The 15,242-nt window shown below is 67.7% G+C and carries 15 protein-coding genes; 7 read left to right on the top strand and 8 right to left on the bottom strand.

Annotated features, from left to right (window positions below; genetic code table 11):
• The gene (cyoA, locus tag ASD34_RS14150) at nt 1-1,026 is read right to left on the bottom strand and encodes a ubiquinol oxidase subunit II (RefSeq protein ID WP_056578423.1); all 1,026 of its coding nucleotides are present in this window, start codon (nt 1,024-1,026) and stop codon (nt 1-3) included.
• A 183-nt stretch (nt 1,027-1,209) separates the two neighbouring features.
• On the opposite strand from cyoA, the gene ASD34_RS14155 reads away from it, so the two are divergent.
• Both ASD34_RS14155 and ASD34_RS14160 read left to right on the top strand, forming a co-directional pair.
• Entirely contained in the window at nt 1,210-2,550 is a 1,341-nt protein-coding gene (locus ASD34_RS14155; RefSeq protein ID WP_056578425.1) for an MFS transporter, read from the top strand.
• 85 nt (nt 2,551-2,635) lie between these two features.
• Nucleotides 2,636-3,304: an HAD family hydrolase gene (locus ASD34_RS14160; RefSeq protein WP_056578428.1), complete on the top strand. Its 669-nt coding sequence runs from the start codon at nt 2,636-2,638 to the stop codon at nt 3,302-3,304.
• Between the two features lie 22 nt (nt 3,305-3,326).
• Here ASD34_RS14160 and ASD34_RS14165 read toward each other — a convergent pair whose 3' ends face one another.
• Genes ASD34_RS14165 through ASD34_RS14180 form a run of 4 tightly spaced genes read right to left on the bottom strand, consistent with a single transcriptional unit; the run spans nt 3,327 to nt 6,484 of the window.
• Nucleotides 3,327-4,328, bottom strand: coding sequence for an isopenicillin N synthase family dioxygenase (locus ASD34_RS14165; RefSeq protein ID WP_056578430.1), 1,002 nt, complete (start codon nt 4,326-4,328; stop codon nt 3,327-3,329).
• Nucleotides 4,325-5,068, bottom strand: a complete 744-nt coding sequence (locus ASD34_RS14170; RefSeq protein ID WP_056578433.1) for an amino acid ABC transporter ATP-binding protein — start codon at nt 5,066-5,068, stop codon at nt 4,325-4,327. Before ASD34_RS14170 ends, ASD34_RS14165 begins: the two co-directional genes overlap by 4 nt.
• Nucleotides 5,065-5,775: an amino acid ABC transporter permease gene (locus tag ASD34_RS14175; RefSeq protein ID WP_056578437.1), complete on the bottom strand. Its 711-nt coding sequence runs from the start codon at nt 5,773-5,775 to the stop codon at nt 5,065-5,067. The genes ASD34_RS14170 and ASD34_RS14175 overlap by 4 nt, the downstream gene beginning before the upstream one ends.
• Nucleotides 5,776-5,788: 13 nt before the next feature.
• On the bottom strand, nt 5,789-6,484 hold the full coding sequence (locus ASD34_RS14180; RefSeq protein WP_056578440.1) for an amino acid ABC transporter permease: 696 nt from the start codon (nt 6,482-6,484) through the stop codon (nt 5,789-5,791).
• Between the two features lie 259 nt (nt 6,485-6,743).
• Here ASD34_RS14180 and ASD34_RS14185 point away from each other — a divergent pair, with 259 nt between their 5' ends.
• Nucleotides 6,744-7,691, top strand: a complete 948-nt coding sequence (locus tag ASD34_RS14185; protein WP_056578443.1) for an IS481 family transposase — start codon at nt 6,744-6,746, stop codon at nt 7,689-7,691.
• On the opposite strand, the gene ASD34_RS14190 is transcribed toward ASD34_RS14185, so the two are convergent.
• Nucleotides 7,688-8,512 carry an ABC transporter substrate-binding protein gene (locus tag ASD34_RS14190; protein WP_056578444.1) on the bottom strand — a complete coding sequence of 275 codons (825 nt, stop codon included), beginning with the start codon at nt 8,510-8,512 and terminating at the stop codon, nt 7,688-7,690. The genes ASD34_RS14185 and ASD34_RS14190 overlap by 4 nt on opposite strands.
• 192 nt (nt 8,513-8,704) lie before the next feature.
• On the opposite strand from ASD34_RS14190, the gene fabV reads away from it, so the two are divergent.
• The 4 genes from fabV (at nt 8,705) to ASD34_RS14210 (ending at nt 13,820) form a co-directional block, all read left to right on the top strand.
• Entirely contained in the window at nt 8,705-9,901 is a 1,197-nt protein-coding gene (gene fabV, locus ASD34_RS14195; protein ID WP_056578447.1) for an enoyl-ACP reductase FabV, read from the top strand.
• Between the two features lie 27 nt (nt 9,902-9,928).
• A complete protein-coding gene (locus ASD34_RS14200) occupies nt 9,929-10,348 on the top strand; it encodes a group II truncated hemoglobin (protein WP_056578450.1) in 420 nt (139 codons plus the stop codon).
• 31 nt (nt 10,349-10,379) lie between these two features.
• Complete coding sequence (locus ASD34_RS14205; protein ID WP_056578452.1) at nt 10,380-11,603, top strand: NAD(P)/FAD-dependent oxidoreductase; 1,224 nt, start codon at nt 10,380-10,382, stop codon at nt 11,601-11,603.
• Between the two features lie 111 nt (nt 11,604-11,714).
• Nucleotides 11,715-13,820, top strand: coding sequence for a bifunctional 2',3'-cyclic-nucleotide 2'-phosphodiesterase/3'-nucleotidase (locus ASD34_RS14210; RefSeq protein ID WP_056578455.1), 2,106 nt, complete (start codon nt 11,715-11,717; stop codon nt 13,818-13,820).
• 42 nt (nt 13,821-13,862) lie between these two features.
• Here ASD34_RS14210 and ASD34_RS14215 read toward each other — a convergent pair whose 3' ends face one another.
• Together ASD34_RS14215 and radC are read right to left on the bottom strand one after the other, a co-directional pair.
• Nucleotides 13,863-14,525, bottom strand: a complete 663-nt coding sequence (locus ASD34_RS14215) for a Smr/MutS family protein (protein WP_056578457.1) — start codon at nt 14,523-14,525, stop codon at nt 13,863-13,865.
• Nucleotides 14,525-15,202 (bottom strand): RadC family protein, encoded by a 678-nt coding sequence (radC, locus tag ASD34_RS14220; protein ID WP_056578460.1) that lies wholly within the window; start codon nt 15,200-15,202, stop codon nt 14,525-14,527. Before radC ends, ASD34_RS14215 begins: the two co-directional genes overlap by 1 nt.
• Nucleotides 15,203-15,242 lie beyond the last annotated feature (40 nt).

The following is a 15,242-nucleotide window of genomic DNA, read 5'->3' on the forward strand; positions in this document are numbered from 1 at the left end:
TTAGTCTTCGGTGGTGCACATCGCGGTGACGTACTTGCGCTTGGGCGTGTCGAGGGAATCGGCCTGCCAGGCCAGCTTGGTGGCGACGTTGAACGCGCCGGGCTTGCCCAGGCCGCCGTCGGCGTCGATGGCCATCATTTCCTTCATGCACATCTTGTTGCGGTCGACGCACAGGTTCAGGATGGCGTCGTACAGGGCCGGGTCGACCGCGGCGTAGTGGCGCACGGGCTCGCGCTCGCTCGGCACTTCGAGCTTCTTGTATTGCTCGCGGGTCAGTTCGCCCTCTTTGCCGGTCTTGACCTTGGCCACCCACTGGTCGAAGCCGTCATGGCTCAGTCCGTGGAACTTGAAGCGCATGCCCGAGAAGCCCGCGCCGCTGTAGTTGGCGGAGAAGCCTTCGAACTCGCCTGGCTTGTTGATCACCGCGTGCAGCTTGGTCTCCATGCCCGGCATGGCGTAGATCTGGCCGGCCAGCGCGGGAATGAAGAAGGAGTTCATGACCGACGAGGCCGTGATCTTGAAGCTGATCGGGCGGTCCACCGGGGCGGCCAGTTCGTTCACCGTGGCGATGCCCTGCTCGGGGTAGATGAAGAGCCACTTCCAGTCCAGCGCCACCACCTCGACCACCAGGGGCTTGGTTTCGGCGGGAATGGGGCGCTGCGCGTCCAGGCGGCTCAGCGGGCGGTACGGGTCCAGCGTGTGCGTGCTGATCCAGGTGATCGCGCCCAGCGCGATGATGATCAGCAGCGGCGCGGCCCAGATCGCCAGCTCGAGCTGCGTGGAGTGGTCCCAGTCGGGGCTGTAGGTGGCTTCCTTGTTCGACTGGCGATAGCGCCAGGCGAAGAAGATGGTCAGCGCGATCACCGGGATGATGATGATCAGCATCAGCACCGTCGAGACGACGATGAGGCGCCCCTGCTGGTTGGCGATGTCGCCGGAGGGGTTCAACAGCACTGTGTTGCAGCCCGCCAGGAAGATGGCGGAGAGCAGCAGGAGCGCTCGGCGAAGGGTCTTGAGGATGTGCATGCCGGGAGAGGAGAGTGCGAGGGCCGCGCCAAAATGACCCTGCAATCTACGCCGCCCGAGGGATTTCGCCTATTGGACGTTTTGTCCTATGGCGGTAAACGCAAATCGGTGAGACGCTACAGCGTGTCCAGAATTCCCCTCTGTGTCGCGCTCCGGCGTGACGCCTGAATTACAGCCAGCAAGATGACGACGTCCAGCATCAGTCCACAAGGCGCCCAGCCTGGGTCGCACACGCCCGAAGGCGGCGTCCGCGCCGCAGACGCCGACCATTCGCACATCGCACCGGGCGAGATCGCGGTCGGCGTGATCATCGGCCGCGCCTCCGAGTATTTCGACTTCTTCGTCTACGGCATCGCCTCGGTGCTGGTGTTCCCGGCGGTGTTCTTCCCGTTCGAGCAGCGCCTGGAAGGCGTGCTGTGGGCTTTCGTGATCTTCTCGTTCGCCTTCATCGCGCGCCCTTTCGGCACCGTGATCTCGATGGCGATCCAGCGGCGCTTCGGGCGCGAGACCAAGCTCACGATGGCGCTGTTCCTGCTGGGCACCTCCACCGCCGGCATCGCTTTCCTGCCGGGCTACGCAAGCATCGGCTTCACGGCCATCGTGCTGCTGTCGGTGTTCCGCTTTGCCCAGGGCCTGGCGCTGGGCGGCTCGTGGGACGGCCTGCCGTCGCTGCTGGCGCTGAACGCACCGCCCAACAAGCGCGGCTGGTACGCCATGCTGGGCCAGTTGGGCGCGCCGCTGGGCTTCTTCGTGGCCAGCGCGTTGTTCGCGTACCTGTACTCCAGCCTGCCGCTGGCCGACTTCCTCGACTGGGGCTGGCGCTATACCTTCTACGTGGCTTTCGCCATCAACGTGGTGGCGCTGTTCGCGCGCCTGCGCCTGGTGGCCACCGACGACTACTCGCGCCTGCTCGAAGAGCGCGAGTTGCAGCCCACCAGCGTGGTTGAGCTGACCCGTTCGCAGGGCGCCAACCTGCTGATCGGCGCGTTCGCCGCGCTGGCCAGCTACGCGCTGTTCCACCTGATCACGGTGTTCCCGCTGTCGTGGATCTCGCTGTACTCCGACCAGTCGATCACCGAGTTCCTCATCGTGCAGATGGTCGGCGCGGTGTTCGGCGCCATCGGCATCGTGGCCTCGGGCCTGATCGCCGACCGCATCGGCCGTCGCTTCACGCTCGGCGGGCTGGCCGCGATGATCGCCGTGTTCAGCGGCTTCGCGCCCACGCTGCTCGACGGCGGACGCATCGGCCAGGACATCTTCATCGTGCTGGGCTTCGCGCTGCTGGGCCTGTCGTACGGCCAGGCGGCCGGTGCCGTGACCTCGAACTTCGAAGCCAGGTACCGCTACACCGGCGCGGCCCTCACGGCGGACCTGGCCTGGCTCATCGGCGCGGCCTTTGCCCCGCTGGTCGCACTGGGCCTGTCGGCGCACTTCGGCCTGGCCTTCGTGAGCGTCTACCTGCTGTCGGGCGCGCTCGGCACGCTGGCGGCGCTGGGGCTGAACCGGGCGCTGGCGCGGGACTGACCGGCGTTGCCGCCGTGTTTTCAAAAAAGGGGCCGAGGGCCCCTTTTTTCATGGCCGCTGCGTCGCTCGCTTAGGATTCGCCTCGATGTTCACCGCCGCCATTTTTGACATGGATGGGCTGCTGATCGATTCGGAGCGCCCCATCATGGCCGCCTGGATCGCCGCGGCCCGCACGCTCGATGTCGAGCTTTCGCACGCCCAGTACCTCCAATGCGTGGGGCTGGCCATGGTCGAGTCCAAAGAGATCCTTGCCGCGCTGCTCGGCGGCGCGGCCGCCTACCAGCACGCGGCCACGCAGGTGACCGCCGCGCTGCAGCTGGAACGCCTCGCAGGCGACGTCCGGCCGCTCTTTCCCATCAAGCCCGGCGCGGCCGAGCTGCTCACCGCCTTGCGCGCACGCGGCACGCGCTGCGCCGTGGCCTCGTCGTCCACGCGGGGGCAGATCGCCGCCTGCCTGGGCAGCCTCGACGTGCTCCATCATTTCGAGGCCTTCGCGGGCGGCGACGAGGTCGAGCGTGCCAAGCCCGACCCGGCGCTGTACCGGCTCGCGGCCGAGCGCCTGGGCGTGGACCCTGCCGATTGCGTCGCTTTCGAAGACAGCGAGAACGGCGCCAAAGCCGCGCTGGCCGCCGGCATGCGCGTGGTGGTGGTGCCCGACCTCAAGCACCCGCCCGAGGCGATCGTCGCGCAGGCTTTTCATGTGCTCGATTCGTTGCACGATGCCGTGCCGCACGTGACGCGCTGGTTTCCCTGACGGGCCAGCGCCCGCGTTCAGGTCAGAGCACTTCGTCCCGCAGCTGCGGAAACACCTTCGACACCTTGGCCAGCAGGTAGTCGCCGTAGCGGCCGCTGAAGGCGTGCACGTTGGCACGGTCCCAGCGCTCGGCGCTGTCGTCGAGCGCTTCGGCACCCGCCAGGCCCTCGATGCGCTGCACGCGGGCTTCGAAATTCGGGTCGAAGAACAGCGGGAACGAGAGCCGGTCGCGGCCCGAGGTGTTGCGCTTCACGCGGTGCGGCGTCGACTTGTAGAGCCCGCCGGTCATGCGGTCGAGCATGTCGCCGATGTTGCAGACGAAGGCGCCGGGCACCGGCGGCGCGTCGATCCAGCCGCCCGGCGTGTGCACCGCGAGGCCGCCCACGGTGTCCTGATGCAGGATCGTGAGCAGGCCGTAGTCGGTGTGCTCGCCCACGCCCCATTGCACGTCCAGCCCCTCGGGCACGGCCTGCGTCGGGTAGTTGAAGAGGCGAAACAGGATCAGCGGGTCGGCCGTGTAGCGCTGCGCGAAGTAGCTCGCGGGCAGGCCGAGGCTCAGCGCGATGCCTTCCATGAGCCGGTGGCCCAGCTGCGTGACGGTGTCCATGTACGCGAGGATGGTCGCGCGAAAGCCCGGCACGTCGGGAAAGAGATTCGGCCCGTGCACCGGCGTCTTCGCCTGCACCAGCGGGTGGTCGGCGGGCAGCTCGGTGCCCAGGTAGAGGCCTTCCTTCCAGTCGGGCCGGCCCGAGGTCAGCTCGCCGCCACGCGGGAAGTAGCCGCGCCAGGCGCGGCCGCCCAGGGCCATGCGCCATTGCATCTTGGTTGCTTCGGGCAGGTCGAAGAACTGGTGGCTCAGGTCTTCGAGCCGCTGGATCAGTGCTGGGTCGACACCGTGGCCCGTGACGTAGAAGAAGCCGTGCGCGCGGCAGGCGTCGCCGATCTGCGCCGCCACGCGTTCGCGTTCGGGCGTGCCGGCCACCAGCGGGGCGACGTCGATGAGGGGGAGGGAGGAGTCGGTCATGCGTCTCTCGAAAAAGGCGAACGGATGTCGGACAAAAACTGCTGCGCGCGCGGGTGCTGCGGGCGGTTGAAGAAATCGTCGGGCGTGGCGCGTTCGAGCACCTGGCCCTGGTCCATGAAGAGCACGCGGTCGGCCACCTCGCGCGCAAAGCCCATCTCGTGCGTCACGCACACCATGGTCATGCCGTCGCGCGTGAGGTCGCGCATCACCAGCAGCACCTCGCCGACCATCTCGGGGTCGAGCGCGCTGGTGGGCTCGTCGAACAGCATCAGCGGCGGCTTCATGGCGAGCGCGCGCGCAATGGCCACGCGCTGCTGCTGGCCGCCCGACAGCTCGCCGGGCCAGGCATTGGCCTTGTTCGCGAGGCCCACACGCTGCAGCAGCGCCATCGCGCGCGCGTCGGCCTCCTTGCGCGAGAGGCCGTGCAGTTGCATCGGCGCCATGGTGCAGTTCTGCAGAACGCTGAGGTGCGGGAACAGGTTGAACTGCTGGAACACGAAGCCGATGCGCGAGCGGAACGCGTTCACGTCCAGGCCCGGCGCGTGGATGTCCTGCCCGTCGAGCGTGATGCGGCCCGACTGGATCGGCTCCAGCCGGTTGAAGGTGCGGATCAGCGTCGACTTGCCCGAGCCCGAGGGCCCGCACACCACGACCACCTCGCCCTTGTGGATGGTCTCGGTCACGTCGACCAGCGCGTGGTAGCTGCCGTACCACTTGTTGACTTTTTCGAGTTCGATCATGCGGGCACCTTGAGGGTGGCGGCGGGAAGGCCGCGGCGCGCGAGCCGGCGCTCCAGCCAGTAGGCGAAGCGCGAGAGGCCGAAGCACAGGATGAAGTAGGTCAGGCCCAGGATCAGGTAGATCTGCGCCGGCTTGGTGAACACCTGCGTGTTGATCTGCGTGGCAATGAACGACACCTCGGCCAGCCCGATGATGTAGCCCAGCGAGGTCTCCTTGATGGTCGAGACGAACTGGTTCACCAGCGAGGGCAGCATGCTGCGCAGCGCCTGGGGCAGCACCACGAGGCGCATCGCGCCGAAGTAGCTCAGGCCGAGCGCGCGCGCGGTCTCCATCTGCCCGCGCGGCAGGCCCTGGATGCCGGCGCGCACGATCTCGGCAAGGTAGGCGGCGTCGAAGATCACGAGCGCGATCAGCATCGTGGTGAACTGGTCGGTCTTCACGCCCGTGACGCTGGGCAGGAAGAAGTAGGCCCAGAAGATCACCATCAGGAGCGGCAGTCCGCGCACCACGAACACCAGCGCCGTGACGGGCCAGCGCACGCAGCGCCACGGGCTCACGCGCGCCAGGCCGAGCACGATGCCCAGCGGCAGCGCGAGCACCAGCCCGCACGAGGCCAGCAGCAGCGTGAGCACCAGCCCGCCGAGCGGGCCGTTGGGGTACTGGCCGATGAGGAAGTAGACCCAGTAGTCGTTGATGATTTCGAGCATCAGCGCACCGCCTTCAGATCGTCCGCACCGGGAACCGGTGGTGGTACCAGGTCGCGAGTCCCGTGATGGCCAGCGACACGGTCAGGTACGCCGCACTCGCGAACGCGAACGACTCGAAGCTGCGGAAGGTCGCGCTCTCGACCTGTCCGGCCTGGTACATCAGCTCGGCCACGCCGATCACGGTGGCGATGGAGGTGTTCTTCCACAGGCTCAGCGTCTGCGAGATGAGCGGCGGTACCGTCACGCGCAGCGCCTGCGGCAGCACCACGCGGCGCATGGTGGCCAGGAAGCTGAAGCCCAGCGCGCGGCCGGCCTCGAACTGCACGGCGGGGATCGAGCGGATGCCGCTGCGGATGTCCTCGGCCATGAAGGCCGCCGTGTACAGCGACAGTGCCACGATCGCGCTGTAGGCCTCGATGTGGCCTTCGTAGAGCCAGGTCTTGAGGCCTTCGGGCAGCAGCTCGGGTGCGCCGAAATACCAGAACAGCATGTGGGCCAGCAGCGGGATGTTGCGGATCGACTCCACGTACGCAAAGCCGAGCCAGCGCAGCGGCGCCAGCGGCGAGAGCCGCAGCAGCGCCACCACCAGCGCCAGCGGCAGCGCAAAGACGAGCGAGACCGCGAGCAGCTGCAGCGACAGCCACAGGCCCGCGACCAGCATGTCGTGGTACTGGCCGGTGAGCAGCAGCGAATAGTCGAACAGGGGCATGGGGGGCGAAGGTACCACTGGCGCAAACATTGGCGCTCAGAGCCCTGGGGGCGGCGCGTGCGTCGCCCCTGTTCGCGGGGGCCGCCGCGCACGGCCGCCCGAAGCGGCCGGCCCGCCCCCGGTGGGGGGTGGGCGAAGCGACACGAAGTGCGCGAAGCCTGGGGCGGAGCTAGATGTGATGTCTCAATAGGTTGTTCATCCGTTCGTGATTTGGGATGCTGTGGTTACCAAGACACCGCAACTCAACTCAGGAGAACGGATGAACAGCCATAAGCATGCGAGATTGACGCCCAAAGGTCGAGCCCTGCTGGTAAACCGAGTGCAGCAGCAGGGTTGGACGGTGAGGGCCGCCAGCGAAGCTGGGGGCGTGAGTGTTCGAACGGCCTACAAGTGGCTGGCTCGATTCAAGACTGAAGGAGCCCAGGGCCTGGCTGATCGCAGTTCCAGGCCTCGGCGCTGCCCGCACGCCATTACCGAGGAAGACCAGGCGCGCTTCGAGGCGCTGCGCCGCCAGAGATGGCCGCTGTGGCGCATTGCCATGCAGGCCGGTCGCAGTCTGGCCACGCTGAGCCGTTGCATGAAGCAGGCGGGGCTGTCGCGGCTGAAGTCGCTCGAGCCGGTGGTGCCCGTGGTGCGCTACGAGCGCGCCGCACCGGGCGAACTGCTGCATATCGATACCAAGAAGCTGGGCCGCATCAAGGGCATCGGCCACCGCATCACCGGTGACCGTACGCTCAATCGCAATCAGGGCATCGGCTGGGACGCGGTGCACCTGGCGATCGATGACCACTCGCGTGTGTCGTTTGCCGCCATCAAGAGCGACGAGACCTCGGCCAGTTGCACGCAGTTCCTGCGCGAGGCGGTGGCCAGCTACGCTCAGTTGGGTGTGCGCATCGACCGGGTGATGACCGACAACGGCGCGGGCTACAAGAAAATCTTCGATGCGGTCTGCGACGAACTGGGCATACGTCACATCCGCACACGCCCCTACACACCCAAGACCAACGTCAAGGCTGAGCGCTTCGTGCAGACCAGCCTGCGCGAGTGGGCCTATGCCAGGCCCTATGAAAGCTCAGCTCAGCGCGAAGCCGCCCTACAGCCCTTCATCCACCACTACAACTGGCATCGGCCACACTCCGCATTGAGCCATCAGCCGCCCATGAGTCGAATTCCGGCCATGAACAACCTACTGAAACTCGACAGCTAGATCTGATCGGTCTCGAGCTTGAAGTCGCGCGTCTGGAAGCCCGACGCCGTGTTCGGGCCATACCACTTGATGAAGATCTTCTGCGCCTCGCCCGACTTCTCGAGCTCGCGCAGCGTGTCGTCCACCACGGCCTTCAGGCCGGCTTCGCCCTTCTTGATGCCGATGGCCAGCGACTCGGTGCTCAGGTTCTGCTTGAGCACCACGTACTGCGCCTTCTGCGGGCCCAGCTTGGCGTAGCTGCGCAGCAGCGCGGCTTCGTCGTCCACGTAGCCCACGCCCTTGCCCTGCTGCAGGGCCTGGAAGGCCTGCTGGCTCGTGTCGAAGGTCACGACCTCGGCGGTGGGCACGGCCTTGCGGATGTTGGGTTCCTGCGTGCCGCCGCGGATGGTCAGCACCTTCTTGCCGCCGAGCTGCGACACCTCGGTGATGTTGCTGGCCTTCTTCACGACGGCCTTCTGGCCGGTCACGAAGGTGGTGAGCGAGAAGTCGATCTGCGCCTCGCGCTCCTTGTTGTGCGTGAGGCCGGCGGCCACCAGGTCCACGTGGCCCTGCTGCAGTTCGGGAATGCGCGCGGCCACGGCGATCTGCTTGAGCACCGGCTTCACGCCGATCTTCTTCGCGATGGCGTTCACCAGGTCGACCTCGTAGCCGACGATCTGGCGCGTCTTGGGGTCGATGAAGGTGGCGGGCTCGTCCGTGCCGAGCACGCCGACGACGAGTTCGCCCTTTTTCTTGATGTCGGCAAGCTGGTCCGCATGGGCGGCAACGCCGGTCAGCAGGGCGGAAGCGGCAAGGGCCGCGGCAAGCAGGGTGTGGCGCATGGTGGGGATCGTCCTCTCTCCAGAGTGAAAATTCAGGCCGGAACCATATCAATAAAACCCAAGATTATTAAATCGTCAATCGACATATGCATATGGGGCTGATGAATCGGCCTGCTGCCGGCTGGGTTAAATTCGCGACGCCGCGACGTGCCCCGCCGCCGTCCCCCGAATGTCTTACCGAGCGAGCTTTTCATGATCATCCAACCCCGCGTGCGCGGCTTCATCTGCGTCACCACCCATCCCGTGGGCTGCGAAGCCAATGTCCGGCAACAGATCGACTACGTCAAAGCCAGGCCGCCCATCGTGGGCGGCCCCCAGCGCGTGCTGGTGATCGGCGCCTCTACCGGCTATGGCCTGGCCGCGCGCATCACCGCGGCCTTCGGCTGCGGCGCCGACACGCTGGGCGTGTGCTTCGAACGCGCGGGCAGCGCGACCAAGCCCGGCTCGCCCGGCTGGTACAACACCGCCGCCTTCCACCGCGCCGCCACGGCCGAGGGGCGCTACGCCAAGACGATCAACGGCGACGGCTTTTCCGACGCGGTGAAGCAGCAGGCCATCGACACCATCCGCGCCGACCTGGGCCAGGTCGACCTCGTGGTCTACAGCCTGGCCGCGCCGCGCCGCACGCACCCGAAGACGGGCCAGGTTTTCAACTCCGTGCTCAAGCCCATCGGCAAGGCCGTGACGCTGCGCGGCCTGGACACCGACAGCGGGGCCGTGAAGGAATCGGTGCTCGAGCCCGCCACGCAGGAAGAAATCGACAACACCGTCGCCGTCATGGGCGGTGAAGACTGGCAGATGTGGATCGACGCGCTGCAGCAGGCCGGCGTGCTGGCCGACGGCGCCAAGACCACGGCCTTCACCTACCTGGGCGAGCAGATCACCCACGACATCTACTGGAACGGCTCCATCGGCGCCGCAAAGAAGGATCTGGACGAGAAGGTGCTGGACATCCGCGCGCAGCTGGCCGCCAAGGGCGGCGACGCGCGCGTGTCGGTGCTGAAGGCGGTGGTCACGCAGGCCAGCTCGGCCATTCCGATGATGCCGCTGTACCTGTCGCTGCTGTTCAAGGTGATGAAGGCGCAGGGCACGCACGAAGGCTGCATCGAGCAGGTGCACGGCCTGTACGCCGACAGCCTGTACGGCGCCACGCCGCACCTGGACGACGAAGGCCGCCTGCGCGCCGACTACAAGGAGCTGGCGCCGCAGGTGCAGGCGCGCGTGCAGGAACTCTGGCCACAGGTCACCGACGCCAACCTCAACGAGTTGACCGATTTCGCGGGCTACAAGACCGAGTTCCTGCGCCTGTTCGGCTTTGCCGTCGACGGCGTGGACTACACGGCCGACGTGAGCACCGATGTGGGCATTCCCGATCTGATCCAACTCTAGAGCGTCCCCGCAGGGATACTCGCTTTCATGCAGATTCAAGACAAACCGCCCGCCGGCACGCCCTTCGAGTGGATCGGCGGCGAGCCGAAGGTGGAGGCGCTGGTCGAGCGCTTCTACGACCTGATGGACCTCGAGCCGGCCTACGCGCAACTGCGCGCCGTGCACGGCACCGACCTGGACAACGCGCGCCAGCGCCTGTTCTGGTTCCTGTGCGGCTGGCTCGGCGGCCCCGCGCACTACACCGACCGCTTCGGCCATCCGATGCTGCGTGCGCGGCACCTGCCGCAGGCCATCGGCGGCCACACCATCGGCATCAAGGAGCGCGACCAGTGGCTGGCCTGCATGGACCAGGCGATGGGCGAGACCGGGGTGCCGGAAGACCTGCGCGCACGCCTGCGCGACTCCTTCTTCAAGACCGCCGACTGGATGCGCAACCGCGGTGAGTGACCAGACAACGATTCCCGAAAGACTGTTCTCCATGAATTCCATCGTCATCATCGGCGGCGGCCACGCCGCGGCCCAGCTGTGCGCGGGCCTGGCGGAAGCCGGGCAGGGCGCGCGCGTGCACCTGGTCTGCGAAGAGGCCTGCGAGCCGTATCACCGTCCGCCGCTGTCGAAGGCCTTTCTCAAGAGCGCCGAAGAAACCACGCAGCCGCACAAGGCCGCTGACTGGTACCGCGAGGCGGGCATCACGCTGCATCTGGGCGACGCTGCCGTGGCCATCGACCGCGAGGCGCACACCGTCACGCTGCGTTCGGGCGCGGTGCTGCCGTGGGAACGCCTGGTGCTGGCCACCGGCACGCGCGCACGCCAGATGCCCGACCTGCCACAGGGCCTCGAAAACGTCGCCAGCCTGCGTGCCGCCGACGAGGCGCATCGCCTGCGCGAGCGGCTCGCGAATGCCGAGCAGGTCACCGTGCTGGGCGGTGGCTTCATCGGCCTCGAAGTGGCGGCCACCGCGCAGGCGCTGGGCAAGCGCGTGCAGGTGATCGAGAGCGCGCCGCGCCTGCTGGGCCGCGCCGTGTCGCCCGAGCTGTCGGCGCACGTGCTCGCGACCCACCGTGCGGCCGGCATCGACATCGTGCTGGGTGCGCGCACCGGCGCCTTCGAGGTCGTGGGCGACCGGCTCGTGTCGGTTGAAGTCAACGGCACGAAGCAACCGGTCGATCTGCTGCTGCTGGGCATCGGCGCGGTGCCCGAGACCGCGCTCGCACAAGCTGCAGGCATCGAGTGCGCCGACGGCATCGTGGTCGACGCCCACATGCAGACCAGCGCGGCCGACGTGCTCGCGGTGGGCGACTGCACGCGCTTTCCCGATCGGCGTGCAGGCCGCGCGCTGCGGCTCGAATCGGTGCAGAACGCGAACGACCAGGCACGCACGGCGGTGGCCACGCTGACCGGCGCCGCACGCGATCACGACGCGGTCGCGTGGTTCTGGTCCGACCAGGGCGGCCTGCGCCTGCAGATGGCGGGCCTCATGCCGGCCGAAGGCACGCCGGGCCTGGTGAGCGTGCGCCGCGCGGGGCCGAAGCCCGAGGCGTTCTCGCTGTTCCATTACGTCGACGGCCAGCTCGTGTGCGTCGAATCGGTGAACGCGCCGGTCGATCACATGATGAGCCGCAAGCTGCTCGAAGCGGGCCGCAGCCCGGCGCCCGACGCGGTGGCGGACGCGGCGGTACCACTAAAGAACCACTTGGCCTGAATCTGGCGTAACAGCTGTCGCAACGGCGCTGCACGGCAGGCCCGGATTCACCGGTCTGTCACCCGGCTTTCGGAGACTGGTCCTTCCTCATATCCGCAGGGAGACCTCTCGATGAACAACGCAGTGGCCGCGTCGCTGGCGCGCCTCGCCCCCATGTCCACCTGTGCCGCCGTCCTGGCCGCCGTGCTCACCGCCTGTGGCGGTGGCAACGGAGGCGGCACCACGTTCCCCCCGATCGTTCCGCCTCCTGCGCCCGCACCGGCCCCGGCGCCCGTGGCCGCCGGCACGCGCACCACGGTCGCGCTGCTCGAAACGACCGACCTGCACTTCAACGTGCGCAGCTACGACTACTTCAAGCTGGCCGAAGACAAGTCGTACGGCTACGAGCGCACGGCCACGCTCATCAACGCCGCGCGCAAGGAGTTCGCGAACACGATGCTGTTCGACAACGGCGACACCATCCAGGGCACCGCGCTGGCCGACTACGAGGCGCTGGTCAGCCGCATCCCGTGCACGCAGCCGCTGTCGATGTACAAGGTAATGAACGCCACCGGCTACGACGCCGGCACGCTGGGCAATCACGAGTTCAACTACGGCCTGGACTTCCTCAACCAGGTGCTCGGCGGCGGCCTCGATGTCGAGGGCGTGGACGGCACGAAGAAGTGCGCCGGCCCGAATTTCCCGATGGTGCTGGCGAACGTGCAGAGCGTGAAGAGCGGCAAGCCGCTGGTTGCGCCCTACACCATCGTCACGAAGCAGTTCACCGCCACCGCGCCCGACGGCAAGCGCGTGACGGTGCCGGTGAAGGTCGGCGTGATCGGCTTCACCACGCCCGGCATCATGAATTGGGACAAGCGTTTTCTCGAAGGCAAGCTGCGCACCGAAGGCGCGGTCGAAGCGGCCAAGCGCTATGTGCCCGAGCTGCGCGAGAAGGGCGCCGACATCGTCGTCGCGCTGCAGCACGGCGGCCTCGACGCCTCGCCGTACTCGCCGACGATGGAAAGCCCGGGCCTGTACCTGTCGAAGGTGCCCGGCATCGATGTGCTGATGATGGGCCACCAGCACGGCCTCTTCCCCGACCGCGGCGCCAAGCCCGGCTACACGCAGGTGGGCGTCGACAACGCCGCCGGCACCGTCAACGGCGTGCCGGCCGTGATGCCCAGTTCGTGGGGCAAGGCGCTGGGCCTCGTGAAGCTCGAGCTCGTGTGGGACGGCAAGGCCTGGGGCGTGGACAAGAGCAAGACGCTGGTCGAGGCGCGCGCCACGCAAACCGGCAAGGACGGCGCGGGCAAGGCCGTGTACGTCGATGCCGACCCGAGCGTGGCGCCGCTGGTCGACACGCAGCACCAGGCCGCGATCGACTATGTGAAGACGCCGGTCGGCACCACCGACTTCCGCATGAGCACCTTCTTCGCCGACGTGGGTGATCCGGGCGCGATCCAGATCGTGAACCAGGCGCAGGCCGACTACGTGAAGACCTACCTCCAGGCCAACCTGCCGCAGTACGCGGGCCTGCCGGTGCTGTCGGTGAGCGCGCCGTTCAGATCGGGCTTCGAGGGCGGGCGCGACTACACCGACGTGGCCGTGGGCAACCTCGCGATCTTCAGCGCCGCCGACCTGTACCTGTACCCGAACACGGTGTACGCGGTGAAGGTGACGGGCGCCGAGATCAAGGGCTGGCTCGAAGCCGCGGCCAAGCGCTTCAACAGGATCGACCCGGCCCTCGCGACCGACCAGCCGCTGATCAGCACCTTCCCGGGCTACAACTTCGACATGTTCACCACGCCCGACATGCAATACGAGATCGACGTGACGCAGGCCGTAGGCAGCCGCATCCGGAACCTCATGTACCTGGGCGCACCCATCGACCCGGCGCAGGAGTTCGTCATCGCGACGAACAACTACCGCGCGACCAGCGGCGCGAGCTTCATTCCGGCGCTGGACGGACGCGCCACGATCTACGCCTCGCCCGATGCGAACCGCGACGTGCTGATCGCGTACATCAAGGCGAAGAAGACCATCACGCGCGCGGCCAACGGCGCGGCGCGCAGCTGGCGCTTCACGAAGGTGACGACGGCGGGGAATGTGACGATCACGTCGGGGCAGGGGCAACTGAGCGCCGCGACGGATGCGGGGCTGACGAACATCTCGCTGCTGACGGTGGATGACGGCAGCGGCAAGGGGCGCTCGGTCTACAAGGTCGACCTGAGCAAGTAGTTCCCCGTCTTGTCCCCTCTCCCCTCGGGGAGAGGGAGCAATTCAGCGCCGCACAGGCGCCAGCAACACCACCAGCGCGCCGGCCCCGCCTTCCGCCGGCTTCGCCTGCACGAACGCGATCACCTCGTTCTTCTGGATCAGCCAGCGCTGCGTCTTGGTCTTGAGCACCGGCTGCTTGCCGGGCGAGCCCAGGCCCTTGCCATGCACCACGCGCACGCAGCGCAGCCCCTGCTTGTGGGCGTTGCGGATGAAGCCGCCGAGCGCCTCGCGCGCCTCGTCGCTGCGCAGGCCGTGCAGGTCGACCTGCGCCTGGATCGACCAGTCGCCCTTGCGCAGCCGCGCCGTGATGTCGGTGCCGATGCCGGGACGGCGAAAGCTCATGGCGTCGTCGACGTCGAGCAGCGTGGTCACGTCGAACTCGTCGGACAGCGATTCGCGCAGCACGCGCTGCTCGTCGAGCTGGTGCTGGAACGGAATGGGCGCCGGCGGTTCGGGCGCGAGCGGCACCGAGGCTTTGCGGCGCAGCGGCTCGGTGGCGCCGATGGCGCGCGTGAACAGGTCTTTCTCGGCGGCGCGCTTGCGCTCGGCCGCGGCGCGCGCGGCGGCCTCGGCGGCTTCGCGCTCGCGGGTTTCTGCGAGCACGCGCTGCACCTGCTTGAGGTCGGCGAGAGTTTTCAGTGCGGGAGGACGTGAAGACGAAGCCATCAGATCAGTCCCCGTTCCGCCATCGAGAAGCTCTGGCCCGGGCTCACGATGACATGGTCGAGTACGCGCACGTCGACCAGTGCCAGCGCGGCGCGCAGGTTTTGCGTGAGTGATTCGTCGGCCCGCGAGGGCTCGATGTGGCCGCTCGGGTGGTTGTGGGCCAGCACCACGGCCGCGGCCTTGTGGTGCAGGGCGCGGGTGACGACTTCGCGCGGGTAGACGCTGGTCTGCGTGAGCGTGCCGCGAAACAGCTCTTCGAGCGTGAGCAGGCGGTGCTGCGCATCGAGGAAGAGCACCGCGAACACCTCGTGCGGGCGCGAGCCGATGTGCAACTGCAGGTACTGCCTGACGGCCTCGGGCGAGTCGAACACCGTGCGCTCCTTCAGGCGCTCGCCCATGGCGCGGCGCGCCAGCTCGAGCACGGCCAGGAGTTCCGAGCGCTTGGCGCTGCCGCCCATGCCCTTGACGACCTTGAGGTCATCGGGGGCGGTGTGCAGCAGCCCCGACAGGCCGCCGAAGCGTTCGAGCAGTTGCTGGGCCAGCTGGAGCACATTGCTGCCCGCGACACCGGTGCGCAGCAGCAGCGCCAGCAGCTCGGCGTCGGCCAGCGCAGCAGCGCCCCGCGCCATGAGTTTTTCGCGCGGCCGGGCGTCGAGAGGGAGATCCTTGAATGCCATGAAACCCTGCTGAAAGCTGGGCCGGGGCGAGATGTTGCCC

The organism is Variovorax sp. Root473 (assembly GCF_001426505.1).
Lineage (GTDB): Bacteria > Pseudomonadota > Gammaproteobacteria > Burkholderiales > Burkholderiaceae_C > Variovorax.

Bases quoted from the DNA above. Each gene is read 5' to 3' on its own strand.
- ASD34_RS14165 (WP_056578430.1), bottom strand. From the start codon at position 4,328: ATGACCGACTCCTCCCTCCCCCTCATCGACGTCGCCCCGCTGGTGGCC.
- ASD34_RS14170 (WP_056578433.1), bottom strand. From the start codon at position 5,068: ATGATCGAACTCGAAAAAGTCAACAAGTGGTACGGCAGCTACCACGCG.
- ASD34_RS14210 (WP_056578455.1), top strand. From the start codon at position 11,715: ATGAACAACGCAGTGGCCGCGTCGCTGGCGCGCCTCGCCCCCATGTCC.
- ASD34_RS14160 (WP_056578428.1), top strand. From the start codon at position 2,636: ATGTTCACCGCCGCCATTTTTGACATGGATGGGCTGCTGATCGATTCG.
- cyoA (WP_056578423.1), bottom strand. From the start codon at position 1,026: ATGCACATCCTCAAGACCCTTCGCCGAGCGCTCCTGCTGCTCTCCGCC.
- ASD34_RS14200 (WP_056578450.1), top strand. From the start codon at position 9,929: ATGCAGATTCAAGACAAACCGCCCGCCGGCACGCCCTTCGAGTGGATC.
- ASD34_RS14190 (WP_056578444.1), bottom strand. From the start codon at position 8,512: ATGCGCCACACCCTGCTTGCCGCGGCCCTTGCCGCTTCCGCCCTGCTG.
- ASD34_RS14215 (WP_056578457.1), bottom strand. From the start codon at position 14,525: ATGGCTTCGTCTTCACGTCCTCCCGCACTGAAAACTCTCGCCGACCTC.
- ASD34_RS14175 (WP_056578437.1), bottom strand. From the start codon at position 5,775: ATGCTCGAAATCATCAACGACTACTGGGTCTACTTCCTCATCGGCCAG.
- fabV (WP_056578447.1), top strand. From the start codon at position 8,705: ATGATCATCCAACCCCGCGTGCGCGGCTTCATCTGCGTCACCACCCAT.
- ASD34_RS14205 (WP_056578452.1), top strand. From the start codon at position 10,380: ATGAATTCCATCGTCATCATCGGCGGCGGCCACGCCGCGGCCCAGCTG.
- ASD34_RS14180 (WP_056578440.1), bottom strand. From the start codon at position 6,484: ATGCCCCTGTTCGACTATTCGCTGCTGCTCACCGGCCAGTACCACGAC.
- ASD34_RS14185 (WP_056578443.1), top strand. From the start codon at position 6,744: ATGAACAGCCATAAGCATGCGAGATTGACGCCCAAAGGTCGAGCCCTG.
- radC (WP_056578460.1), bottom strand. From the start codon at position 15,202: ATGGCATTCAAGGATCTCCCTCTCGACGCCCGGCCGCGCGAAAAACTC.
- ASD34_RS14155 (WP_056578425.1), top strand. From the start codon at position 1,210: ATGACGACGTCCAGCATCAGTCCACAAGGCGCCCAGCCTGGGTCGCAC.